General features: G+C 48.8%; 20 protein-coding genes and 5 tRNA genes. 20 read left to right on the plus strand and 5 right to left on the minus strand.

Annotated features, from left to right (window positions below; genetic code table 11):
* The first annotated feature begins 292 nt into the window (after nucleotides 1-292).
* Nucleotides 293-1,762, plus strand: coding sequence for an aldehyde dehydrogenase family protein (locus JOD01_RS14970; RefSeq protein ID WP_204519115.1), 1,470 nt, complete (start codon nucleotides 293-295; stop codon nucleotides 1,760-1,762).
* A 228-nt stretch (nucleotides 1,763-1,990) separates the two neighbouring features.
* Nucleotides 1,991-3,985 carry a methyl-accepting chemotaxis protein gene (locus JOD01_RS14975; protein WP_204519116.1) on the plus strand — a complete coding sequence of 665 codons (1,995 nt, stop codon included), beginning with the start codon at nucleotides 1,991-1,993 and terminating at the stop codon, nucleotides 3,983-3,985.
* A gap of 64 nt (nucleotides 3,986-4,049) precedes the next feature.
* Here the strand turns inward: JOD01_RS14975 and JOD01_RS14980 are convergent, their stop codons facing one another.
* Complete coding sequence (locus tag JOD01_RS14980) at nucleotides 4,050-4,772, minus strand: response regulator (protein ID WP_204519141.1); 723 nt, start codon at nucleotides 4,770-4,772, stop codon at nucleotides 4,050-4,052.
* 11 nt (nucleotides 4,773-4,783) lie between these two features.
* Nucleotides 4,784-6,373 (minus strand): ATP-binding protein, encoded by a 1,590-nt coding sequence (locus JOD01_RS14985; RefSeq protein ID WP_204519142.1) that lies wholly within the window; start codon nucleotides 6,371-6,373, stop codon nucleotides 4,784-4,786.
* Nucleotides 6,374-6,476: 103 nt separating this feature from the next.
* On the opposite strand from JOD01_RS14985, the gene JOD01_RS14990 reads away from it, so the two are divergent.
* The 4 genes from JOD01_RS14990 (at nucleotide 6,477) to JOD01_RS15005 (ending at nucleotide 10,766) form a co-directional block, all read left to right on the plus strand.
* The gene (locus tag JOD01_RS14990) at nucleotides 6,477-7,553 is read left to right on the plus strand and encodes a TRAP transporter substrate-binding protein (RefSeq protein ID WP_204519117.1); all 1,077 of its coding nucleotides are present in this window, start codon (nucleotides 6,477-6,479) and stop codon (nucleotides 7,551-7,553) included.
* A gap of 106 nt (nucleotides 7,554-7,659) precedes the next feature.
* Entirely contained in the window at nucleotides 7,660-8,934 is a 1,275-nt protein-coding gene (locus JOD01_RS14995) for a dicarboxylate/amino acid:cation symporter (RefSeq protein WP_204519118.1), read from the plus strand.
* 142 nt (nucleotides 8,935-9,076) lie between these two features.
* Nucleotides 9,077-9,703, plus strand: coding sequence for a DJ-1/PfpI family protein (locus JOD01_RS15000; protein WP_204519119.1), 627 nt, complete (start codon nucleotides 9,077-9,079; stop codon nucleotides 9,701-9,703).
* A gap of 91 nt (nucleotides 9,704-9,794) precedes the next feature.
* Nucleotides 9,795-10,766, plus strand: a complete 972-nt coding sequence (locus JOD01_RS15005) for a glutaminase (protein ID WP_204519120.1) — start codon at nucleotides 9,795-9,797, stop codon at nucleotides 10,764-10,766.
* Between the two features lie 78 nt (nucleotides 10,767-10,844).
* Here JOD01_RS15005 and JOD01_RS15010 read toward each other — a convergent pair whose 3' ends face one another.
* Together JOD01_RS15010 and JOD01_RS15015 are read right to left on the minus strand one after the other, a co-directional pair.
* The gene (locus JOD01_RS15010) at nucleotides 10,845-11,144 is read right to left on the minus strand and encodes a YxcD family protein (protein ID WP_204519121.1); all 300 of its coding nucleotides are present in this window, start codon (nucleotides 11,142-11,144) and stop codon (nucleotides 10,845-10,847) included.
* The gene (locus tag JOD01_RS15015; RefSeq protein ID WP_204519122.1) at nucleotides 11,132-11,587 is read right to left on the minus strand and encodes a hypothetical protein; all 456 of its coding nucleotides are present in this window, start codon (nucleotides 11,585-11,587) and stop codon (nucleotides 11,132-11,134) included. Before JOD01_RS15015 ends, JOD01_RS15010 begins: the two co-directional genes overlap by 13 nt.
* A 158-nt stretch (nucleotides 11,588-11,745) precedes the next feature.
* Here JOD01_RS15015 and JOD01_RS15020 point away from each other — a divergent pair, with 158 nt between their 5' ends.
* Nucleotides 11,746-11,925, plus strand: coding sequence for an ABC transporter permease (locus JOD01_RS15020; RefSeq protein WP_338028571.1), 180 nt, complete (start codon nucleotides 11,746-11,748; stop codon nucleotides 11,923-11,925).
* 117 nt (nucleotides 11,926-12,042) lie between these two features.
* Here the strand turns inward: JOD01_RS15020 and cls are convergent, their stop codons facing one another.
* On the minus strand, nucleotides 12,043-13,485 hold the full coding sequence (cls, locus tag JOD01_RS15025) for a cardiolipin synthase (RefSeq protein WP_204519124.1): 1,443 nt from the start codon (nucleotides 13,483-13,485) through the stop codon (nucleotides 12,043-12,045).
* A 249-nt stretch (nucleotides 13,486-13,734) separates the two neighbouring features.
* On the opposite strand from cls, the gene JOD01_RS15030 reads away from it, so the two are divergent.
* From JOD01_RS15030 to JOD01_RS15090, 13 genes are all read left to right on the plus strand, one after another.
* On the plus strand, nucleotides 13,735-15,042 hold the full coding sequence (locus tag JOD01_RS15030) for a CitMHS family transporter (RefSeq protein WP_204519143.1): 1,308 nt from the start codon (nucleotides 13,735-13,737) through the stop codon (nucleotides 15,040-15,042).
* A 76-nt stretch (nucleotides 15,043-15,118) separates the two neighbouring features.
* Nucleotides 15,119-16,705, plus strand: coding sequence for an ATP-binding protein (locus JOD01_RS15035; RefSeq protein ID WP_204519125.1), 1,587 nt, complete (start codon nucleotides 15,119-15,121; stop codon nucleotides 16,703-16,705).
* An 8-nt stretch (nucleotides 16,706-16,713) separates the two neighbouring features.
* Nucleotides 16,714-17,424 carry a response regulator gene (locus tag JOD01_RS15040; protein WP_204519126.1) on the plus strand — a complete coding sequence of 237 codons (711 nt, stop codon included), beginning with the start codon at nucleotides 16,714-16,716 and terminating at the stop codon, nucleotides 17,422-17,424.
* 154 nt (nucleotides 17,425-17,578) lie between these two features.
* A complete protein-coding gene (locus tag JOD01_RS15045; RefSeq protein ID WP_204519127.1) occupies nucleotides 17,579-18,322 on the plus strand; it encodes a DUF2680 domain-containing protein in 744 nt (247 codons plus the stop codon).
* 82 nt (nucleotides 18,323-18,404) lie between these two features.
* Nucleotides 18,405-19,091, plus strand: coding sequence for a response regulator transcription factor (locus JOD01_RS15050; protein ID WP_204519128.1), 687 nt, complete (start codon nucleotides 18,405-18,407; stop codon nucleotides 19,089-19,091).
* The gene (locus tag JOD01_RS15055) at nucleotides 19,084-20,397 is read left to right on the plus strand and encodes a sensor histidine kinase (RefSeq protein ID WP_204519129.1); all 1,314 of its coding nucleotides are present in this window, start codon (nucleotides 19,084-19,086) and stop codon (nucleotides 20,395-20,397) included. Before JOD01_RS15050 ends, JOD01_RS15055 begins: the two co-directional genes overlap by 8 nt.
* 133 nt (nucleotides 20,398-20,530) lie before the next feature.
* Nucleotides 20,531-21,043, plus strand: coding sequence for a hypothetical protein (locus JOD01_RS15060; protein ID WP_204519130.1), 513 nt, complete (start codon nucleotides 20,531-20,533; stop codon nucleotides 21,041-21,043).
* Nucleotides 21,033-22,100 carry a phosphodiester glycosidase family protein gene (locus tag JOD01_RS15065; RefSeq protein WP_338028568.1) on the plus strand — a complete coding sequence of 356 codons (1,068 nt, stop codon included), beginning with the start codon at nucleotides 21,033-21,035 and terminating at the stop codon, nucleotides 22,098-22,100. Before JOD01_RS15060 ends, JOD01_RS15065 begins: the two co-directional genes overlap by 11 nt.
* A gap of 113 nt (nucleotides 22,101-22,213) precedes the next feature.
* Nucleotides 22,214-22,290: transfer RNA gene (locus JOD01_RS15070), tRNA-Glu, on the plus strand.
* 43 nt (nucleotides 22,291-22,333) lie between these two features.
* Nucleotides 22,334-22,409, plus strand: a tRNA-Val gene (locus JOD01_RS15075).
* A 45-nt stretch (nucleotides 22,410-22,454) separates the two neighbouring features.
* Nucleotides 22,455-22,531: transfer RNA gene (locus tag JOD01_RS15080), tRNA-Asp, on the plus strand.
* Nucleotides 22,532-22,593: 62 nt separating this feature from the next.
* Nucleotides 22,594-22,680: transfer RNA gene (locus JOD01_RS15085), tRNA-Leu, on the plus strand.
* Nucleotide 22,681: 1 nt separating this feature from the next.
* Nucleotides 22,682-22,757, plus strand: a tRNA-Gly gene (locus tag JOD01_RS15090).
* The last annotated feature ends 19 nt before the right edge of the window (nucleotides 22,758-22,776 follow it).

The following is a 22,776-nucleotide window of genomic DNA, read 5'->3' on the forward strand; positions in this document are numbered from 1 at the left end:
CCCCCGACGTTGTGGGGGGTTTTTGGTTTCCGGAAAAAATTGCACTTTGCACAGTTGGTGAAATTGACAGATCAGAACGCAAGGTTTACAATTTATTTAAAGTTAATTTTATATAATAATAACTTTAAACAATATCCCTGTTTTTGACGATTTAGCCCCACTTGGTCAAGCGAGAGCTGAACCTGTGGGGTTTTTGTCTTCTGCATAAATCCTGCCTGGAAGATAAACTCTAGTTTGTGAAAGACAGGGATTTCATCACAAGAAAACTCACCGCGGAAAGGAATTATGAACCATGACAACACAGACAAAATCGAAACTTGCCAACTGGAACAAACAATTTATCGGCGGAGAATGGCGTGAAGGGAAAGGCAAAACTTACGTTGACCAAAATCCGTTTAATGATGAACTGCTGACGGAAATCAGGCTGGCCAGTGTAGAAGATATTGATGCGGCTTACCGTGCTGCCAAGGAAGCGCAAAAAATCTGGGGCAAGGTCAATGCGTACGAACGCTCCCGAGTGATGGAAAAAGCAGCAGAATTGCTGGAACAAAGGAGAAAGGAAATCGCTGAAATATTGGTCGTGGAGTCAGGCAGTTCCTACACAAAAGCGAATGTGGAGATTGACTTCGCGATCGCCATTATCAAGGAATCGGCGTCCTTCCCGCTGCGAATGACAGGGACAATTATGCCATCCATGGTACCTGGCAAGGAAAACCGGATTTACCGCAATCCGGCGGGCGTTGTTGGGGTAATTGGACCGTTCAACTTCCCGTTCTACTTGACGATGCGTTCGGTTGCGCCGGCATTGGCAACGGGGAACGGTGTTGTGTTGAAACCGGACAAACAAACGATGATTTCCGGCGGATTGTTCCTGGGCAAGCTGTTTGAAGATGCCGGGGTACCAAAAGGGATACTGAACGTAACGGTAGCGGATTCTCGGGAAATTGGCGATTCATTTGTCGAGCATCCCGTTCCCCGCGTGATCTCCTTCACCGGATCGACGCCCGTAGGACGCCATATCGGTGAGTTGTGCGGCAAACATTTGAAAAAAGTTGCTTTGGAGTTGGGCGGAAACAACGCGATGATCGTTCTGGCCGATGCTGATGTGGAAAAAGCCGCCGAAGCAGCCGCCTTTGGCAAGTTTATGCACCAGGGACAAATCTGCATGGCCATCAACCGGATCATTGTTGATCGGAAAATTTATGAACCGTTCCTGAAAGCTTTTGTGGAGAAAGCGTCCAAAATTAAAACCGGCAATCCGCAAGATCCTGATGTCATCGTCGGACCATTGATCAATCGCAAACAAGTCGAGCGGATCATCGATCTGGTCGAACGGACGAAAAAACAAGGCGCACGAGTGGTTTTGGAAGGAAAAGCGGAAGGAAATGTGCTGACACCGTACATTCTTGCTGACGTGACCAATGACATGGCGATCGCACAAGAAGAAGTGTTCGGCCCTGCTTGTGGCGTCATCGCTGTTGACTCCGAAGAAGAAGCGATTCGCGTGGCAAACGACAGTGAATTTGGCTTAAGCGGAGCGGTTTATGCCGGCAGCTATGAACGCGGTGTAGAAGTGGCGAAACAAATTGAAACCGGCATGATTCACGTGAACGACCAAAGTGTCAACGACGAACCGATCATTGCCTTTGGCGGCGAGAAAGCATCCGGTTTGGGACGTTACGGCGGTCAATGGGCGCTTGATGAATTTACGACCGTCAAATGGATTTCGGTACAGATGGAAACACGTCAGTATCCTTTCTGATTCGGAAAATCCGAGTCGTAAGGCGCTTTCCCGTTTCGGGGCTGACCTTCAGTCACACAAAAATGGCTGAGGTTAGCCCTTTTGTCTTTTTTGCCCATTACAAGAAGACGTTGTAGTTTAAACAAGATGAAATACGGGTAAATAACGCAAGAAAAAGTTTGCTAATCAACCCAAATTGGCGACGACATCGCGCTTTAAATGAGGTTAAATATCGACTGGGGGCTGGATATGAAAAGCATAAAAACCAAATTGATTGTTTATTTCTCCGTACTGATTTTACTTTCATCAATTGCCATTGGAGCGATTGCGATCTCCAAATTTGTTCAAGCACTGACAGACGTATCGGAGACGACGCTTGCTTCCTCGGTAGAAGACACGGCCAAATTGACGCAAAGCCGCATGGAAACGCATAGAGCGGCTTTGGAAATGCTCGCTTCGCAGGAGAAAATCAAAACGATGGATTGGGCAACACAACAAGCGGTTCTGCAGGAACAACTGGAAGCCGGCAGAATGGGGTTTCTGCAATTTGGCATCGTTTATCCGGATGGAGTGGCCCATTATCCGGATGGAAGCACACTGGATGTAGGGCAGCATGAGTACATCAAAGAAACACTTAATGGCGACAAGGGCGCGTATGAGTTGCTGTTCAGCCGTGCGACCAACAGCTTGGTGATCATGTATGGCGTGCCGATTGAAAGGGATGGTAAAGTAGTCGGCGTATTGATCGGCAGAACCGACGGAAATTCGTTGAGTGAGATCGTCAAAGACAGCGGTTACGGCCAACAAGGATACGCTTATATGATTGACAGCAAAGGCACAGTGATTGCCCATCCTGATCAGGAAATGGTTAAAACGCAATATAATCCGATCGAACAAGCGAAGAAAGATAAAACCTTGGAACCGTTGGCAGCAATCAGCCAAAAAATATTGAACGAGAAAACCGGAGTCAGCAAGTATTCTTTTGACGGGGAGGATGTTTATGCCGCCTATGCGCCGGTTGGCGGAACCGATTGGGAAGTCGTGATTGCGGCCAATGAAGAGGAATTGTTGGCGACAGTACCCGCTTTGCAAAGCTATTTGCTGATGCTGATCGGAATCGTCTTGGCCGTAAGCATCATCATTGTTAATTTGATCGGTCATTCGTATACCAAGCCGATTATTGCTGCCGTAAAACGTTCTGAAAAAATTGCCGGATTGGACATTCAGGGAGACATCCCCGCAATCTTTTTAAAAAGGAAAGACGAAATTGGCTCGTTAGCTCATGCCATGCAAAGCATCTTGGACGGTCTCCGCGAAATTGTCCATGAAACTCGCAATGCTTCCACAAAAATCGCAACCTTTTCCGGAGAGTTAATGGCCGCCTCCCAGCAGTCGGCATCCACCGCCGCAGAAGTGTCCAGAGCGGTTGAGGAAATTGCCAACAGCGCTTTCGATCAGGCGCGTGATACGGAAGAAGGGTCAACCAAGGCGACTTTGTTGGGAAACACGATTGAAAGCGATCAAGGCTACATTCAAAATGTAAACGTTGCCTCCGGTCAGGTCGGCAAGCTTGTTGAAGATGGTTTAACAGAAATCGAAACTCTTGCAAAAATTACGGCAGAAAGCAGCAATGCCACTAAAGAAGTATATGAGGTGATCGCCTTAACCAATGAAAGCTCCAATCAAATCGGGCAAGCCAGCAGCGTCATCGCCTCGATTGCAGCCCAGACAAATTTGCTGGCTTTAAATGCCGCAATCGAGGCGGCGAGAGCTGGGGAAGCGGGGAAAGGGTTCTCGGTAGTAGCGGAGGAAATCAGAAAGTTGGCCGAGCAATCATCGAACTCTACCAGCGTAATTGACCAAATGGTTAAAGAATTGCAAGTGAATGCGCAAAACGCGGTGCAGACCATGCAAAAAGTCTCTGTGATTTCCTCCCAGCAGGAGGAGAGCGCTCGAGTCAGCAAAGAAAATTACCAGCTGATTTCGCAAGCGATGCAGGAAACGAGAGATGCCGTCCGGCAACTGACCATGTCCGGGGAAGAGATGAAACGGATGAAAGACGAAATTCTCGCTGTTTTGCAAAACCTTTCGGCAAACGCCGAGGAAAATTCCGCATCAGCTCAACAAGTAACGGCTTCGATGGAAGAGCAGACAGCAACGGTAGAGTCAATCGCCAAATCTAGCGATGACTTGGTCAAGCTGGCGGAAAACTTGCAAACGATCATTGCCAAGTTCAAGCTTTGAATGAACGGATATACGTCGATAAACAGAAAAAATCGGGACAAGACGCGCCGCTTGCCCGATTTTTTTACTTTCTTTTTAAATGATAACGATTGAGTGGACGGCCGATCCCTCCGTAGCGAATCTCCAGCGACACTTTTCCCGTTTTCTCCAGATAATCGAGATACCGTCGCGCCGTGACACGGGCAATCCCCAAACCTTCGGCTACCTCCTCCGCTGACAAGGAGTTGGCGTGCGTCTCTAAAAATTGCAGCACTTGCTTCATCGTCGCGGCATTGATCCCTTTGATCAGTTCTTCTTGTGAGGAGGCAAGTTCGGGCTGCGTTTCGGGCGGGTGCACTGTGCCGGCTTCGCCATGAATAAGCCGATCCAGCTCCGCCTGCGTCACATCCCTTTGGGCGGCGAGCCGCTCGCGGCGTTCACGGTAAGCCAGCAATGCTTGGTGCACCCGTTCAAAACGAAACGGCTTAATGATATAGTCGATCACGCCGCTGCGCAGCATCTGCTGGATGGTTGCGGCGTCATTGGCCGCAGTTACGGCGATCACATCGGTCGCCAGATTGCGGCTGCGCAGCTTGTGCAGCGTATGGATTCCGTCCTGTGCCGGCATATAAATATCGAGCAGGACCAGGTCCGGAGCCAATTGTTCCACCAGTTGCAATCCTTCGGTACCGCTGCCTGCGATGCCAACAACTTGAAAACCAGGCACGCGTTCGACAAAAAGCCGATTGACTTCCTGGACCATTGGATCATCTTCAATTAAGACAACGCGGATTTGCTCTTCTGCCATTGGTTTTCGTTTCACTCTCCTTCCATAGAGAAAGTGATCGTAAAGCTGGTGCCAGCATCAGGTTCGCTTTCACAGCTTAACGTTCCCTTTCCTTTGGCAACAATTCCTGCGATCAAGTACAGACCGTAACCGTGATTCTCCCCGCTTTTTGTCGTAAATCCTTTTTCCAGCATTCGCGCTCGCGTTGGCTGGTCCATGCCGCAACCGTTGTCCTCGACAATGATGACCAGCCGCTGCTCCCGCTCGCGAATGCTGATGTATACCTCTTTTTCATTCCGATCGGTTGCCAACAGCGCATCATAAGCATTTTCGATCAAGTTGCCGAGGAGCAGGACAAAATCGTGCTCGTCAAGATAGGGCGGGAATCGGGTTAAGCGGCTGTTTGGATCAATTGTAACCGTAATCCCCAACTCCTTGCCTCTGCCGACTTTGCTCAAGAGCAAGCCGGAAATGTTATCAAAGGCAAAATGGTTCTTGAAAAAACGTGAAAGTTTTTCTTGTTCTGTCGATACTTGAAACAAATAGTCCAGCGCTTTCTCTTTTTGGTCCAATTGGATCAATCCGGCGATCGTGTGCAGTTTGTTCATATGTTCATGTGCCTGCACGCGCAGCGCTTCCACAAACGACTTCACGCCAGTCAATTCCTCGGCCATCCGGGCCACTTCCGTCCGATCCTGGAATATTGCCAAAGCGCCTACCGTTTGGTTGCCCACTTTGATCGGCGTGCGATTGCTCCAAATGAGCGCGTCACGCATTCGCAATTCCTGATTGTAAACGGGGTGGTCCAGCTCCAGGATCTCCGGCAGCCTGGAATCCGGAATCACCTCGCGAATTTTCCGCCCGATCACATCGCCGGAAGTGTGAAAAATTTGCTTTGCTTTTTCATTAAAGATCGTGATCGTTTCATCCTTGTCGATGGCGATCACCCCTTCGTGCATTACTTGAAAAGCGGCGGTATGTTCTTCAAACATGCGCGCCAGTTCATGCGGTTCGCGGTTAAACATTTGCCGCTTGATATGCGCAGCCAATCGCCAGGAACCCCATAAGCCAAACAACAAACAGAGAAAAAGCGTCAGCAGAATCGAGCCTTGCTGGCTGGAAATCAGCTCGGGCACGCTGGGGAGGAGAGCGCCCGCGACGACCACCCCGATCTGTTGATGCTCCTGGTTGATGATCGGTACATAGGCGCGGATGGCCGTCCCCATCTCTCCCTTAACTTTGGAAGTATAGGCGTGTTCCGCAAAGGCAGGTTCCGCATCTTCTCCGGAGAAGTAGGAACCGATTCGTTCCGAAGAGGGATGGGACAGCCGCCTGTGGTCCATATCCAGCACGACGATATACGTAATGTCATTGATAATCCGCAGCCGCTCGACAATCGGATCGATGATTTTCCAGCCCTCCGCTTTGGCTACATTCGCCTGGACGGTCGACATTTCCGCAACCGTGCGGGCGATCACCATCAAGCGGCTGCCCAGTTCTTCTTCGCGAAAACGGATCATCGTTCCCAAAATGACGATTCCACCGATAATAATCGAAAACAGGACAATTCCCAGCGACAGTATGGCAATTTTCCATTGAATGGGCAGATGCCCCAACTTCATCGGCAACATGGTAATTCCCTTCCAGTTTTAAACTGTAATTCATTATTACATTGTGCCATAATAAATACAATCTCTGTGTATATAGATAGGTGATGGAGCAAACATGAGAGCTTGGATCAGCATTATCCTGTTTATCGCCGTTGGTCTGGTCGCCGCTTTTTTTGTCGGGTTTCGGCCGGATCTCGAGGCAGGCCCCATCCATTATGATGAAGAGCAGGCCGGCTTAAGCAATCGGATTGTCATCAAATTTAGTCATGTTGTCGCGGAAAATACGCCAAAGGGATTGGCCGCGATTTATTTCGCCGAGCGCGTGAAGGAGAAAACCGCAGGGCGCGTGGAAATTCAAGTGTTCCCCAATGGCATTCTTTATACGGAAAAGAACGAGTTTGCCGCTTTGGCATCGGGACAAGTCCAAATGATTGCCCCTGCCCTGTCCAATTTGTCTGAACAGTTTCCCGAATTTCTGGCGACCGATTTGCCGTTTGCGTTTCCCAATGACGAAGCGGTCAAGGCGGCTTTTCAAGGGAAGATTGGGCAAATGCTGTTCCAGGCCTTGGAGCGGCAAAATATCAAAGGCATGGCATTTTGGCCAAATGGCTTCAAGCAGATGACCTCAAGCAAACAGGAACTGATCAAGCCGGACGATTTTTCCGGACAGGTCTTTCGGATTATGCCCAGCAAAGTGCTGGCTGCCCAGTTTCAACGCTTGGGAGCAAAAGTGGTGCCATTGCCGTTTAACGAAGTGTATCCCCATCTGGAGGAAGGCAAGGTTGACGGCGAGGAGAATACGATTAGCAATATTTATACAAAACGCCTCTATCAGGTGCAAAATTACCTGACGCTAAGCAATCACGGATATCTGGGCTATGCGGTTTTAACGAACGGCCGTTTTTGGAATCAGTTGCCGGCTGATGAAAAACAGGCGATCGAGGAAGCGATGGCGGAAACGACGCAGTGGCTCAACAATCTGACCGAGCGCATGAACGAAGAACAGCTTGCGCAAATTGAGGCTTCCGGTCAAATCAAAATTCATCGGCTTTTGCCGGAGGAGCGGGCTGCCTGGATCGAGCGCCTAACGCCGTTATACACGGAATATGCGGCGACGATTGGCCCCGACCTGGTGCAAGCGGTGAAAGAGCTGCAGCAGACATTCTTGAACAAAGAAAAAGACCAAAAGTAACAAAATGATCAATATGACCGAATTATTGCTCACCTTCCAGCCAGCTTGTAAGATACGAATACGAAGAATTAAAGCGCTTACAAGAGAAGAAGGAAGGTGACATGCGATGAAATTTGCCAAAAACCTGACGGTGCAAGTAATCATTGCCATTATAGCAGGGATTTTAGTCGGTCATTTTTATCCTGAGTTCGGAACGAAGTTAAAAGTATTAGCCGATGTTTTTGTGAAAATGATTAAAATGGTAATCGCGCCGATTGTTTTCTTTACGGTCGTGAACGGGATTGCCAAGATGGGAGACATGAAGAAGGTTGGCCGCATCGGCGGAAAAGCGATTTTGTATTTTGAAATCGTTACCACAGCTGCGCTGGCTATCGGAATCTTCGTGGCCAATTTTGTTCAACCGGGTAAAGGGATTGATCCAAGTTCCGCGCATGCCGATGTAAGCAAATATACCGAAGCGGCAGCCGACTCCAGTCACAGCTTTATCAACTTTCTTGTCGGGATCGTACCGGATAACGTGATTGCGGCGATGGCTGGCGGTGACTTGTTGCCTATCCTGTTCTTCGCGATTTTGTTCGGATTGTCGATGGCGGCAATGGGCCAAAGCTCAAAAACGGTTATCGATTTGTTTGATAAATTGACGCATGCCTTCTTTGGAATTGTCAACATGGTGATGAGAGTTGCCCCAATCGCTGCGTTCGGAGCGATGGCGTACACGATCGGCCAATTCGGGATCGGTTCGTTGTCCAATCTGGGCAAACTGATGGGTTCCGTTTACTTGACGATGCTGCTGTTCATTTTGTTGGTCCTCGGAGCTATTTGCCGATTTTACGGATTTCGCATCATTCGGTTTATTCGCTATATCAAAGATGAAATTTTGCTGGTGTTGGGGACTTCTTCGTCCGAGTCGGCTCTGCCAAAACTGATGGAGAAGCTGGAGAATTACGGTTGCTCCAAACCGGTCGTCGGGCTTGTCGTTCCAACCGGCTATTCGTTTAACCTTGACGGAACTTCAATCTACCTGTCGATGGCGACATTGTTCATTGCACAAGCGTACGGCGTTGAATTGACAATCGTCCAACAGTTAACCATTCTCGCTGTGCTGATGCTTACTTCCAAAGGTGCTGCCGGTGTAACCGGGTCCGGCTTTATCACCTTGGCAGCGACGTTGGCGGCATTCCCGATGATCCCGGTTGAGGGGATTGCCTTGCTGATCGGGGTGGACCGCTTCATGTCCGAGGCGCGGGCGATCACCAACTTGATCGGAAACGGGGTCGCCACCGTAGTCATTGCCAAAATGGAAGGGGAATTTGATCCGGAACGTCGCGAAGACCATGAAACGGTTTTGTCGCACGAGGGAACGAGAGAAGTTACCGCCTGATCCAAAACAACAAACAAGCTGTTTGCCTCAATGGTGCGAACGGCTTGTTTTTTTATAGTTGAGCCGGCAAAAAAGAGTTGCCAACTTTCAGACAGATTGGGATGATAGAGGCAAACAAAGCAAGGCGGGAGGAAAACAATAGATGCTGCGCAAATGGGATGTAGGGATTTTTATGTTTGACGAAGTTGAGGTATTGGATTTTGCCGGACCTTTTGAAGTATTTTCCGTAACGGCATATTCACAAGAAGGCACCGTTGAGGAGAAGCCTTTCTCTGTCAAGACGGTTTCTGAAACCGGTCAGATGGTTACAGCCCGCAACGGGTTGAAGGTCCAACCGGATTACAGTTTCGCCACAGCTCCTCCCTTTGATATTCTTATCATTCCGGGTGGACCGGGGGCGCGTCAACGGGAAATTTACAATGAAAACGCGATTCGATGGATTCAGTCCCGGATGCCTGAAGTCCAATTTATGACATCGGTCTGCACGGGCGCTTTGTTGTTGGCGAAGGCCGGAATACTGGACGGAAAAGCGGCTACGACTCACTGGGCCAGCTATGACCGGCTTGAACAAGAGTTTCCGCAAGTAACAGTGAAACAGAACGTCAAGTTCGTCGATGAAGGAAACATTGTTACATCCGGAGGGATTTCGGCAGGGATTTATATGTCGTTTCATTTGGTAGCCAAACTGCTCGGCTGGGAGACTGCGATGAACACGGCCAAGCGGATGGAGTTCGATCTCGATCGTTCCCACTTTCCCGCCAACGGTTAACCCTTTTTCCGGAAATTGTATTGGCTATAATAAAGACAGGATTGCTCTTTTGTATACGGAAACTTAAAATCGCAGAGCGAGGGAATTGGCGATGAAAATTGGCATGGCACACGAATGGCCGGAGTTACTCGAACAGTGGATAACGCATTACCGCAGCTTTTCGGCGGACGGAAAGCCGGCTTCCTACATCCCGGCGTTGGCGCAAGCGAATCCTTCCCATCTTGGCGTCTATATCATTGGCGCAGATGGAACCAATATGAAGGCGGGCGACTGGGATGTTACATTTACGATGCAAAGTATTTCCAAAGTGATCAGCTTTGTTGCCGTTTGTTTGGAAATGGGAATAGACAAGGTAACCGAATGGGTTGATATGGAACCGACAGGCGACGCGTTCAATTCCATCTCCAGGCTTGAGGAAAATTGGCCGGGGAAACCTTTCAATCCTTTGATCAATGCGGGCGCGATCACGGTTGCTTCCCTGCTGCCAGGAAACAATCCGGAAGAAAAAGTGGAAGTTGTCCTGGACTTGCTGGAAAAAATCGTCGGACAACGGTTACCGATAAATAAACAAATTTATCAATCGGAATGGGAGTCAGCCCACCGGAACAGAGCGATTGCCCATTATGTGAAAGAAGCGGGCTTTTTGAACGGCTCCGTAGATGAGGCGCTCGAATGTTATTTTAAATTATGTTCGATTGAGTTGAATACGGAACAATTGGCTATGATCAGTCTTGTCTTGGCGGCAGATGGCGTTCATCCCTTGCGCGAGCAAACGATTATTCCGGTACAGATCGCCAGAATCAGCAAGGCATTGATGTTGACTTGCGGGATGTATAATGCGTCCGGAAAATTTGCCGCGTTCGTCGGAGTTCCGGCCAAAAGCGGCGTTTCCGGGGGGATTATGGCAGCTGTTCCGGCGCGCAACCGCAGCCGGATATTGCCTTTCCAGAACGGCTGCGGCATCGGCATTTATGGCCCGGCTATCGACAAGTACGGCAACAGTTTGTCGGGGAGCATGCTTCTCCAGCACATTGCCAACGAATGGGATCTCAACATTTTTTAAAACAAGAAAACCATCCTGCTTCCGGCTGATTGTTCTCAACCGGTTGGCAGGATGGTTTTCGGTTACGGATGAAGCGGATCAACGATTGTAGCGGACGATCGCCACGATACCTTCTTCGTCATCAAGCTGAAGCTCCAGCCCGGCAGCGTAAGGGTCGCGTCCAAGCTCTGTTTGCAGCCAGAAACGAATCGCTTCGATCAAGTTGGCCTCAATCAAAATTTGCTGTCTGCCCAAGGCGTCCACTTCCGCGGAAAAGCCTTCGTCCTCGTCCCACATCAACTCAACGTTAACTTGTTCGGGTTTGATTTGCTTTTTGCTGGCAATGAGCAGGCAAACGGCATTGACCAGCTCTTGCTCGCCGATTTTTATCGTTTCCATGGGTCCAGTTCCTGTTTCCGCCGTTGATTTTTAAAGAAGCTGAACAGTTTAACAACCAAACCAATCAGGACGATAACGGCCAATACATTGACAAGCAAGCCAAGGATGGCGCCGAGCGCACCGAGGTTGCCAAACAGACTGCCAAACATCAGTCCGGCCAAACCGCCAAACAGCAGGCCTTTCATGAAGCCGCCTTTGCTTGGAGCAGCGTTGAGCGGTGTTTTGGTACTTGGTGTAACCGTGGAGCTCTTGTTGACTGTGCTGTTTGTACTGCTGTTCAAGTTGCTATTGCTATTGATGCCGCTGTTGCTGGATGGAGTCGTTGGAGAAAATGACTTGGTACCCGAGCGATAGCTTTTCTTTGCATCGACATGGTCGTAAACAAGTGTGCCGTTGGCAAATACGATTGCGAATGCAAGTACCATCATCAATAATTTTTTCATGTATGGTCTCCTCTCAAATGAGAAACTGTCGTTTGTATATAAGTATACAGTAATATGCCGGCGAATTCAAAAAATTTGCAGAGGAAAAACTGGAGGACATTGTCAATCATTTGCTAAGATATTTAAGCTGAAGCTGGCAAGCTGAGCTTGTTTCGATTATTCCCATGCCGCTGTTTTTTTCATCCAGTGCGCTGTACCCAATCGAAATCATGCCCGGATGGTCAAAATTGATTGCCACGATCAACCCGATGAGTTATCTCGTCGATGGATTGCGCAACTTGCTGACACATTCTGCCGGAACGCATTTATTGCTCGACTGGGCGTGTTGCTGGCTATGACCATCGCAATCTATATGGTGGAATATTGTGTTGTATCCGCGGATGATCCGTTGATCTGTTATTCCGCTTGAGACAAAGCAAAGACCCCGAATCGAGCGGGGTCTGTTTTGCGTTGCATTAAAAAATCGGGGAGAGCAATCGGGCCAGCGATTCTTTGAGCAAGGCCGAGACCGGCCGATTCCGGTACTGCTCCAAAGTCATCTCCCGGCAATCCTCCAAGTCGTTAAGGAAAATCTCCGCCAGATGCGTTGCGGCAGACGAATCGTAAATAAAAGCGTTGCTTTCAAAGTTCAGCTTAAAGCTGCGAATATCGGCATTTGCCGTGCCAACGGTGGCGATTTTATCGTCAATCACCAGCGTTTTGGCATGCAAAAACCCTTTTTGATAAAAGTAGCATTTGACGCCATCTTTCAACAGTTCGCCCAGATACGTATAGGAAGCCCAGTAGACGATCGGGTTGTCGGATTTAAAAGGAAACATCACTTTCACATCAATCCCGGACAATGCGGCGATGCGAAGAGCGGTCAGCAAGCTTTCGTCCGGGATAAAATACGGTGTCTGCAAATAGACGTACTTTTTGGCGTCATGGATCATCTTTACATACCCATGGTGAATCTGGTGCCGTTCCGAATTGGGGCCGCTGGAGACGATCTGGATGCCCACGCGCCCGTCGCTGTCCAGCTCGGGAAAATAGCGCAGATCCGGCTCCAACTTGCTGCGGGACGCCAGATTCCAATCGAGAAAGAAGCGGGTCTGGATGGCATGGACAGCACTGCCTTTCAGCATCAAATGAGTATCGCGCCAGTAGCCCAGCTGTTTGTCCAGACCCAAATATTCATTGCCGACATTAAAGCCGCCGATAAATCCGGTTTTTCCGTCGATGATGGCCAGTTTGCGGTGGTTTCGGAAATTGAGCCTGATATTCAGATAAGGGATACGGGATGGAAAAAAAGCGGCTACTTGGCCACCGGCTTCCCGCAACGGTCGAAAAAAGCGGCGAGAAAGTGACAGGGAACCGATATGGTCGTACAACAGCCGGACTTCCACCCCTTCCTGGGCTTTGCGGATGAGCGCGTCGACAATTTTTCGCCCCAATTCGTCCGGCCGGAAAATATAGTACATCAAATGAATATGGTCGGTTGCTCCTTCGATCGAAGCCAGCAGCTGATTAAATTTGCTCTGCCCGTTGGTGAAAATTTGCAAATGATTGTCTTGCGTGTAGAGCGCGTAATCGTTGGCCAGATGCATGGAGATGAGATCACGGTAGTTGTGCATCATCGGGTCGTTTAACGCCAATTGATCCGTATGCAGTTGTTCCAGTTGCTCTTTGACTCTCAGCTGCACAAAGCTGAATTCTTCCTGCTTGATTTTATAAATTTTTCGTTTGCTCAGGTTTTGGCCGAGCATTAAATACAGGACGAAGCCGAGACCAGGCAGAAACAGCAGCACCATAAGCCAGGCCCAGGTAGCCGCTATATTGCGCCGCTCTAAAAAAATCAATACGGCCGCAAAAATCAGGTTGATGATCGACACGATTGTAAAAATTTGCTGAAACACCATCTTCTTGCCCTCGTTACGAATTTGTCTTTGTAAAGATAAATCAAATGATTTCCTCTCCTACTGTAATGAATGGATGAAACCATGTAAAGCTTAGCGGATTCCTTCCGTTCACAAAATGAACAAAATGATAAAAACAATTTTTTTATCGTTTATTTCTGATTTATTCCTCTGTTATTTACAGGTTGTTATAATGAAAACACTTTCAGACCGAATTGAAAGCGCATTCTTTCGGAGGGGGGCGTGAGACTTTTGCTAGCTTTATTGGGATATGGAATGATCGCTGTATTTATGTTTCTGATTATGACCAAACGACTGTCCGCGTTTATCGCGCTGATTGTGTTGCCGATTGCGTTCGCGCTGGTTGGCGGATTCGCCTCTCGTTTGGGAGAAATGATGCTTGATGGCTTGTCTCAGATTGCTCCCACAGGGGTAATGCTGTTATTTGCGATTTTATATTTTGGAATCATGATGGATGTCGGGTTATTTGATCCGTTGATTGCCAAGATCCTCAAAATCGTGAAAGGCGATCCAGTGAAGATTGCGATCGGCACCGGGATTCTTTCCATGATGGTGGCGCTTGACGGCGACGGCACTACAACATATATGATAACGGTTTCAGCAATGCTTCCTTTGTACAAGCGTATTGGCATGAAACCGATGATCCTAACAATTGTCCCGATGTTATCGATGGGGGTTATGAATATGACTCCCTGGGGCGGGCCGACGGCGAGAGCCATGAGTGTATTAAGCCTCGACACCTCTCAATTATTTACTCCGATGGTTCCTGCAATGATCGGCGGGATGATCTGGGTATTATTCGTTGCATACTTGCTGGGGAAAAAAGAACGGAGGAGAATCGGAATCGTTGAAATGGATCGGCCGGAGATACTGTCTGCGGAAACGGCAGAGCAACTGGCCGCAGCGGAACAAACCGAACTGAAGCGTCCGCGGCTGATCTGGATTAACTTCCTATTGACGGTATTGCTGATGGTAGCGCTGGTAATGAGCTGGCTGCCGATCCCGATTTTGTTTATGACCGCGGTCGCCCTTGCGTTGCTGATCAATTATCCAAATTTGAAAATGCAAAAAGAACGGATGGAAGCGCATGCGGCCAATGCGTTTAATGTTGTCTCGCTCGTATTTGCCGCAGGGATTTTTACCGGCATTTTAACGGGGACGAAAATGGTCGATGCGATGGCGACTTCTCTCGTTTCATTGCTTCCGGAATCATTAGGCTCACATTTGCCGGTTTTGGTGGCGATCACCAGCATGCCGTTCACCTATTTTATGTCAAATGACGCCTATTACTTCGGTGTTTTGCCGATTCTTGCCCAAACAGCCGCCACCTATGGGATTGATCCTGTGGAGATCGGACGCGCCTCGATTATCGGCATGCCCGTCCATGTGTTAAGTCCGCTCTACGCTGCCGCGTATTTGCTGGTCGGTATGGTTGGGGTAGATTTTGGCGAAAATCAGCGGGCCATCTTCAAATGGGCTATTGGGACATCTTTGGTAATGATCGTCGTTGCTTTGCTTACCGGCGGGTTCTCTCTGTAAAAAAGTTCAATATTGTAAAAAATGAAGACCGATTTTGATCGGTCTTTTTCTGTTAGACTGATAGAGAGGTGATCTGGTGCGTTTTCAAAGTAAACTGATATTGTTGTTCGGCGTTTTGCTCTTGCTGGTCATTGTATTGCTTGGTCTGTCTTATGAATATATGCTGGCCAATACGCTGCGCCAGGAGATAGGCAACAGAGCCTTGAGCGTGGCCAAAACCGTCGCCAGCATGCCAGAGATAAAAGAAGCTTTTGCCGATCCGCAGCCGTCGAGGATTATCGCGCCGCTGGCGGAAACCATTCGCGTTGAGACCAATGCCGAATTTGTGACGATTGGCAACAGGCAAGGCATCCGTTATTCACATCCAGTGCCGGAACGAATCGGTCAGGAAATGCAAGGAGGAGACGATCAGGAAGTATTCGAAGGCCATTCGATCATTTCGGAAGCGGTCGGTTCATTGGGGCCCTCACTTCGCGGGAAGGCGCCGATTTTTAATGACCAAAAACAGGTGATCGGCGTTGTTTCGGTCGGATTCCTGATAAAAGATATTCAACAGACGATCACCTCTTATCGCAACAAGATTATCGTTTTGGTCTTGGTTTCCCTGTCCTTGGGGATCGTGGGTACGGTGCTGATCGCTCGTTCCGTAAAAAAAGCGATTTTGGGCTTGGAGCCGGCAGAAATCGGGCAGCTTTATCGGGAGAAACAGGCGATTCTGCAATCGATTCGCGAAGGAATTTTGGCAGTGAATGCGCAAGGTTTTATCACATTGGCCAATCAACCGGCAATTCAAATGATGGGTTTAAACAGTCAGCAAGATATCACCGGCATGCACATCAGCAAATTTCACCTGTTGGAAGTGCTCCGCTCCCAGCAGCCTGTCTTTGATGAAGAGGTGACGATCGGCGGCAATGTTCTGGTGGTGAATCGCGTGCCGATTTTGGATGAGCAGAATCGGGTGATCGGGGCGGTGGCCAGTTTTCGTGACAAGACCGAGCTGTACCGGGTGACGGAAGAGCTGTCGCGGATAAAAGACTATGCCGATGCGTTGCGGGCGCAAACTCATGAATATTCCAATAAATTATATCTAATATCAGGACTGCTCCAATTGGAGTCGTATCAGGAGGCAATTGATTTTATTTCAACCGAAACCGATCTGCATCTCAATCACACCCGCTTTATTATGCGCGAGGTGCCCGATCCGATCATCGCCGGTTTGTTGATTGGCAAGCTCAATCAGGCGCAGGAACTGGGTGTAAAGCTGGAATTGGATGAAGAAAGCAGTTTTCGGCAAATTCCCGCCGCCATTGACCGCCGTCAATTGGTTACGATCATGGGGAATTTGATCGATAATGCAATGGAGGCGGTTCTGGCTCCGGGCGCGCATGCGAGACATGTGAAAGTGTTGCTGATGGATATCGGTGAGGATCTTTTAATCGAGGTAGAAGATCGCGGAGCGGGAATTCCCCCGGAACATGCGGAAGCGATTTTCCAGACCGGGTTTTCTACGAAAGCGGAGGGAACCCGCGGATATGGACTGGCGCTGGTCAAACAGGCTGTCGATCATTTGGGCGGTTATATCACTTTTTCAGATCATCCGCTGGGCGGTACGATGTTTACGGTATCGCTTCCCAAACAGGCGGATCAGAACAAAGGGAGGTAAAAAACGCAATGGCAGTCAATGGAGAGGAGAAGCCGATTCAAGTTTTGGTGGTGGAGGACGATTTGCGGATAGCCGAAGTCAATCGCCGGTTTGTGGAAAGGGTGGATGGCTTCCAGGTTGTCGGGATCGCTGCCAGCGGGCAGGAAGCAAAAGATCAATTGGAACTCCTGCTCCCCGACCTCGTGCTGCTGGATGTTTACTTTCCAGATATAAACGGGTTAGAACTGCTGTCTTATATGAAAGAGCATCCGTACCGGACAGATGTGATTATGCTAACGGCTGCCAGAGAGGTCGATACGGTGGCGGAAGCGATTCGGCTGGGCGTGTTTGATTTTATCGCCAAGCCGTTAGTGTTTGAACGCTTGCGGCAAACTTTGCAAAATTACCGAGAGTTTCGAAACAAGCTGCAGCGGCTTAAACGGGAGAAACCGCGGATTCACCAGGAAGAAATCGATCAATTGATGCGGGCAGCGGGAAGCAAAGCTGCCAACGAAGGGAAATTCACCAAAGGAATCGACAAGATTACCTTGGCAAAAATAAGCGATTACCTCAAGGAAAAAGGGGAAGCGACCTCCGAGCAAGTCGGCCAGGAGACGGGGACAAGCCGCTCAACGGCACGGCGTTATCTTGAATACCTGGTGGGGAGAGGAGAGGCCACAACAGATCTTTCGTATGGTGTTGTCGGCCGTCCGGAAAGAGTGTATCGAAGTTTACCATAGCCCGATTTGTCGGGCATTTGTTTTGCACCAACGTTTCCAAAGGAATTCCACCATTTTTCCACAGTTCTCTAAAGCGAGTTTAAGATTCAAACACTACACTTAGACATGTACCCACAAGGGACAAGGACAAAATGATAAGGAAAGGATGATGACCATGTTTAGCAAAGCTAGGGTGGGATTACTGATGGGAGCGCTGGCAACCGTGTTAAGCGTAGGTGGATTCGCTAGCGTATATGCAGCAACAGATTCCTCTCAATCAAATACAACAGCACCGGCACCTCATTTCAAGGGAGGGTTCGCACTTCAGAAGGGAGGGAACTGGAATAACGAAGAGCTGCTGAGTCTGCTTGATTTGAAAGCGGAAGACTTGCAAGCGGCGTTCAAAGAAGGCAAAACATTGGCGGAAATCGCCGAAGCGCAAGGCGTCGCCGAAGACAAAGTGATCGATCTGCTGGTTGAACAGGAAGAAAGCCGCCTGGATGAAGCAATCAAAGCGGGCAAGCTGACAGCAGAACAAGCAGATAGTATGAAAGATGGCATCGAAGAGCGAGTCAAAAACATGGTTGAAAATACCCACCAACCAGGAATGGGACGCGGCTTCGGGCGATTTGACAGCGAAGAGCTGCTGAGCCTGCTTGATTTGAAAGCGGAAGACTTGCAAGCGGCGTTCAAGGAAGGCAAAACATTGGCGGAAATCGCCGAAGCGCAAGGCGTCGCCGAAGACAAAGTGATCGATCTGCTGGTCGAACAGGAAGAAAGCCGCCTGGATGAAGCAGTCAAAGCGGGCAAGCTGACAGCAGAACAAGCAGATAGTATGAAAGATGGCATCGAAGAGCGAGTCAAAAACATGGTGGAAAACGGAATGAAACGCCCTGCCATGGAAAAAAAATCCGAGTAACCATTCCACAAAAAAATAGGTACAATGAGAAAAGTGGTATTCTTGGAATGCCACTTTTCTCGTAATAGAAAGGTGGAAGAGAATGCGAATCCTGGTGGTAGAAGATGACAAGCATTTACTGCAGGCGATAACGAAAGTTCTGACAAGAGAAGGCTATCAGGTTGACAGCGCAGAACGCGGAGACGACGGATTCATGATGGGAGAGCGGGGCAGCTATGATTTGTTGCTGCTGGACATCATGTTGCCTGGCCTTGATGGGTTGACGGTAATCAAACGGCTGCGGGAAAAAGGAATTGTCACCCCCGTTTTATTTCTCACCGCGAAAGACAGCGTGGAGTCGAGAGTGATTGGCTTGGATGCCGGCGCGGATGACTACATCGTCAAGCCGTTTGCCGTGGAAGAGTTGTTGGCTCGAACCCGTGTTGTGTTGCGGCGATATGGCAAGCTGGCTTCGGAAGGAGAATTGGCCTACGGCCCGATCAAGATCAAAGCCGCCGAGTATGACGGATATGTTGGGGATCATGCGCTCAAATTGACAACGAAGGAATTTGAGCTGTTGAAATATTTTTTACACAATCGCGAGCAAATCTTGACCAGAGAACAAATTTTCGATCGTATCTGGGGCATTAACTCGGAAGTGAACTACGGTATCGTCGATGTGTATGTTCATTATTTGCGAAAAAAGCTGGCTGATTACGAATGTGACAACTTTATTCGTACGATTCGCAATGTTGGTTATATGATGAAGGGAAACGTAGGGGATGTTTAGGAAGACCCAGATTCGTTTGGTTATGCTTAATGTAATTGTTGTGATTCTTTTGCTGAATGGTTTGGGAGGAGCTTTTTATTTCACCATGAAATACCGGCTCTATTTGCAAGTGGACGGTGAATTGACCCGGATCGCCGCTCATATGAAGGATGCCCCGATTCCTCCCATGCGCATGGACCCGCCATTACGATTGGATCGGAAAAAATGGTTGGATTTCGACCGGCGGATCATCTTGTTAATGTGGGACGGCAATTATCAAATGCTGGGCAAGGCGTTTGGGGAAACGATGGCCGAAGACGAATTGTTGCAATTTCGGATGACAACGCAAACGGAAGGGATTCGCACACTTACCGTCAATCAACAACCATACCGGGTTTATACGTTGCCTCTCGACAAGATGGTCGTTCTCAACGGAGAGCCGCAAAACGTCCATCAGGTGCAGTTGATCTACAATTTGGAACCGGAAGAAAAGATGCTCAGCACACTGGTCTATGTGTTGGCGATCGGTGAAGTGGTGGGCATCATCATTGCGGTCGTAACCGGAACATTTTTGGCGCGGAGAGCGCTTGTGCCAATCAAACGTTCCTGGGAAAAGCAGCAGCAGTTTGTTGCCGATGCCTCCCATGAGTTGCGCACGCCCTTATCGGTTATTCTCATTAATTTGGAGCAATTATTTTTGTATCCCGAGCACACGATTGAACAAGAGAGCGAAACGATTTCGATCACGATTCAGGAAGGGAAGCGGCTCAATAAACTGATTTCCAACCTGCTGACGTTGGCTCGCTCTGACTCCAACGAACTGCAAATATTGCATCAAAAAGTGCGTCTGGAGGAAGTTGTCAAAAAGAGCGTGCAATCTTTTGAACCGTTGGCCCAGTTGAAAATGATCACGCTGACGACTGATTTGGAAGAGCCGCTGGAAGTTTACGGAGACGAAGGCAGATTGCATCAGCTGATAGTCATCTTGCTGGATAATGCCTTGAAATATACCAATGAGCGCGGGACGATTACGATCAGTTGCAAACATGCCGGAAATAGCGCACTGTTGACGGTGACCGATACGGGAATCGGGATACCCAAGTCAGATCTGCATTTGATTTTTGACCGCTTTTACCGCGGAGACAAGATGCGATCCCGCGCTGAAGAGGGGACGGGTTTGGGACTGTCGATCGCCAAATGGATTATCGAAGCGCATCGCGGAAAGGTTCGCGTCGAAAGCGAGGAAGGGGTCGGAACAAGCTTTTTCATTACGCTGCCGACCAAATACAAGGAAAACGACAAGTCGTTATCGGAAGAGAAAAGCTAGGCTGCCTGTTGTGGAAGGGGCTTGGCTTTTCTCTTTGTTGTATTGAAAGATGGTAATAAAGTGATAGGTGTCGAATTTTGAATTATGCTATAATATAGACTCATCCTTTGTCACATGAAAGGAGGAGTAGAGGATGGGGAAAGACTATTATTCCACCACGACTGCACAATCTTCGCCATTGCCGGCTACGGACAAAAAGACGAGAAGACGGCAAAGAGGCGGGTTGTTTTCCAGTTTGGCCCGGACGGCGACGCAGGAACAGACCGAAGGAAAACGGAAAGTTTTACCGATGGTGCTCAGCGTCGTTTTGTGGGTTGGACTGGCTTGCGGAGGCTATGCCTTTGCCAATTATACGTTAGAGAAAAATCAAGCCCAATTGGAACAGCGGATTGACGAAATAGAGAAAACGAATGCTCAGCAGGTCGCACTGCTGGAAGAGCAAATGAACGATGTCCAGGATGAAATGGAACAGGTAAAAGACGGGTTATCCTCCATTCAAGAAGATTTGGAATTGACAGGAGAGGCGATTGGGGGTACGAACAAAACCAAGGAAGCGTTGCAGGATCGGATCGATCAGCTTAACAGTCAGTTGACAGAGTTGAAAGCTTCGCTCAAAAAATTGGAGGATGCTGCTCGTGCTTGGTAAATTCCATCGGTTTTGTTTGTTTCTCTTTGCGCCAGCGCTCGGGTTTATCGTAGCGTTCTCGCAAGCTGATCCAACCGCCAACTTTACCCAGGATACTCTTCATTTGCCTGTTAGTGACTATGAAAAGCAAACAGCGCTGTTGCAAGATCGGCTCAGTGAAGCTTCGGAAATTGTCGAGGAAACGGGAAGCACAATTGAAGAGATTCAGGAGTCAGCCGAGAAGGAAAAGCAAGCGTATGAACAACAGAATGAACAAGTGAATCAGCTGCTGACGGCAAGCAAATCGCAAACGAAGTATTCAGCCGATGTGTTGGATAGCATTTTGTCCAATTTGCTAGGTGATCCGATAGGACAAACCTTTGGGAAAAATGCGACGATTAAAGTGTATTCCCTTGAAGAGTCCGGATACAGCGGTTATATGGCCAAGGTGCGGCTAACCAATCCCAACGCTTTGAAGGTGGTTTTGGCAAACGACCAGGTGAAAAGCCGGGGGGAAACGACAAGCCATGCGGCGAAACGGAAGGGAGCTGTTTTGGCGATAAACGCTGGCGGATTTAACAGTTCCGGCGGTTATGTCTCTCCAATCGGGATCACGGTTGTAGATGGACAGATTAAGACTTTTTCCACCAATACGAATCTTAGCTTTGTTGGTTTTAATAACAAAGGCCGATTGGTTGGCGGAAAAGTGACTTCCAAGGAACAGATCCAGCGGATGGGCGTCCTGCAAGGAGCGAGTTTCTTGCCTACATTGTTGCAAGACGGCAAGAAAATGAAGATTCCGAGTGACTGGGCCAACGCCAAACATCCGCGTACGTTGATTGGTCATTTTGACAACGGCGATTTGCTGTTTATTGTCATTGATGGACGCGGCAGAGGCGGCAGCCAAGGGGTAACATTGGAAGAAGCACAAAGAAAATTGCTGGAGTTTCATGTGAGAGATGCATACAACCTTGATGGAGGGGGCTCAAGTGCTTTCTACTATAAAGGGAGAGTCTTGAACCACCCATCGGACGGACGTGAGCGTCCAGTTACAAGCAATATCGTTATTTTGCCGTAATTAAATAGACTGCCGTATTTTTTGCGGCAGTCTTAAAAATTTCCTATTGATTTTGAGTCTATCATCTGCTATCATTAATAAACGTTGAGAGGTTTACTAGGAAGTTGAAAAATGGCCCGTTGGTGAAGCGGTTTAACACAGCAGCCTTTCACGCTGTCATACAGGGGTTCGAATCCCCTACGGGTCACCATATTCGAATGGTTCCCCCACAAAGTGACTTTGTGGGGTGTTGCGGAGGCTTAGCTCAGCTGGGAGAGCATCTGCCTTACAAGCAGAGGGTCGGCGGTTCGATCCCGTCAGCCTCCACCATTGGACAGTTATCATTGCAAACGTTTTGGTGTGGTTTTTTTTCATGGAGCTGTGGTGAAGTTGGAGTTCACGCCGGTCTGTCACACCGGAGGTCGCGGGTTCGAGTCCCGTCAGCTCCGCCATTTCAATTGCGAAATACTGTCACTTGCTTTTTGTTGAGTACTATGTTATGCTTGTAAAGCATGCGGTCATGGCGGAATTGGCAGACGCGCTAGATTCAGGTTCTAGTGGTGGCAACACCGTGGAGGTTCAAGTCCTCTTGACCGCACCATGCGGACGTAGCTCAATTGGTAGAGCGTCGCCTTGCCAAGGCGAAGGTCGCGGGTTCGAGACCCGTCGTCCGCTCCATTTTGTGCCCTTAGCTCAG

Origin of the sequence: Brevibacillus fulvus (assembly GCF_016908525.1) — a bacterium.
GTDB classification, from domain to species: domain Bacteria; phylum Bacillota; class Bacilli; order Brevibacillales; family Brevibacillaceae; genus Brevibacillus_G; species Brevibacillus_G fulvus.

Coding starts and splice junctions, on each gene's coding strand:
- JOD01_RS14970 (WP_204519115.1), top strand. CDS start 293: ATGACAACACAGACAAAATCGAAACTTGCCAACTGGAACAAACAATTT.
- JOD01_RS14975 (WP_204519116.1), top strand. CDS start 1,991: ATGAAAAGCATAAAAACCAAATTGATTGTTTATTTCTCCGTACTGATT.
- JOD01_RS14980 (WP_204519141.1), bottom strand. CDS start 4,772: ATGGCAGAAGAGCAAATCCGCGTTGTCTTAATTGAAGATGATCCAATG.
- JOD01_RS14985 (WP_204519142.1), bottom strand. CDS start 6,373: ATGAAGTTGGGGCATCTGCCCATTCAATGGAAAATTGCCATACTGTCG.
- JOD01_RS14990 (WP_204519117.1), top strand. CDS start 6,477: ATGAGAGCTTGGATCAGCATTATCCTGTTTATCGCCGTTGGTCTGGTC.
- JOD01_RS14995 (WP_204519118.1), top strand. CDS start 7,660: ATGAAATTTGCCAAAAACCTGACGGTGCAAGTAATCATTGCCATTATA.
- JOD01_RS15000 (WP_204519119.1), top strand. CDS start 9,077: ATGCTGCGCAAATGGGATGTAGGGATTTTTATGTTTGACGAAGTTGAG.
- JOD01_RS15005 (WP_204519120.1), top strand. CDS start 9,795: ATGAAAATTGGCATGGCACACGAATGGCCGGAGTTACTCGAACAGTGG.
- JOD01_RS15010 (WP_204519121.1), bottom strand. CDS start 11,144: ATGGAAACGATAAAAATCGGCGAGCAAGAGCTGGTCAATGCCGTTTGC.
- JOD01_RS15015 (WP_204519122.1), bottom strand. CDS start 11,587: ATGAAAAAATTATTGATGATGGTACTTGCATTCGCAATCGTATTTGCC.
- cls (WP_204519124.1), bottom strand. CDS start 13,485: ATGGTGTTTCAGCAAATTTTTACAATCGTGTCGATCATCAACCTGATT.
- JOD01_RS15040 (WP_204519126.1), top strand. CDS start 16,714: ATGGCAGTCAATGGAGAGGAGAAGCCGATTCAAGTTTTGGTGGTGGAG.
- JOD01_RS15045 (WP_204519127.1), top strand. CDS start 17,579: ATGTTTAGCAAAGCTAGGGTGGGATTACTGATGGGAGCGCTGGCAACC.
- JOD01_RS15050 (WP_204519128.1), top strand. CDS start 18,405: ATGCGAATCCTGGTGGTAGAAGATGACAAGCATTTACTGCAGGCGATA.
- JOD01_RS15055 (WP_204519129.1), top strand. CDS start 19,084: ATGTTTAGGAAGACCCAGATTCGTTTGGTTATGCTTAATGTAATTGTT.
- JOD01_RS15060 (WP_204519130.1), top strand. CDS start 20,531: ATGGGGAAAGACTATTATTCCACCACGACTGCACAATCTTCGCCATTG.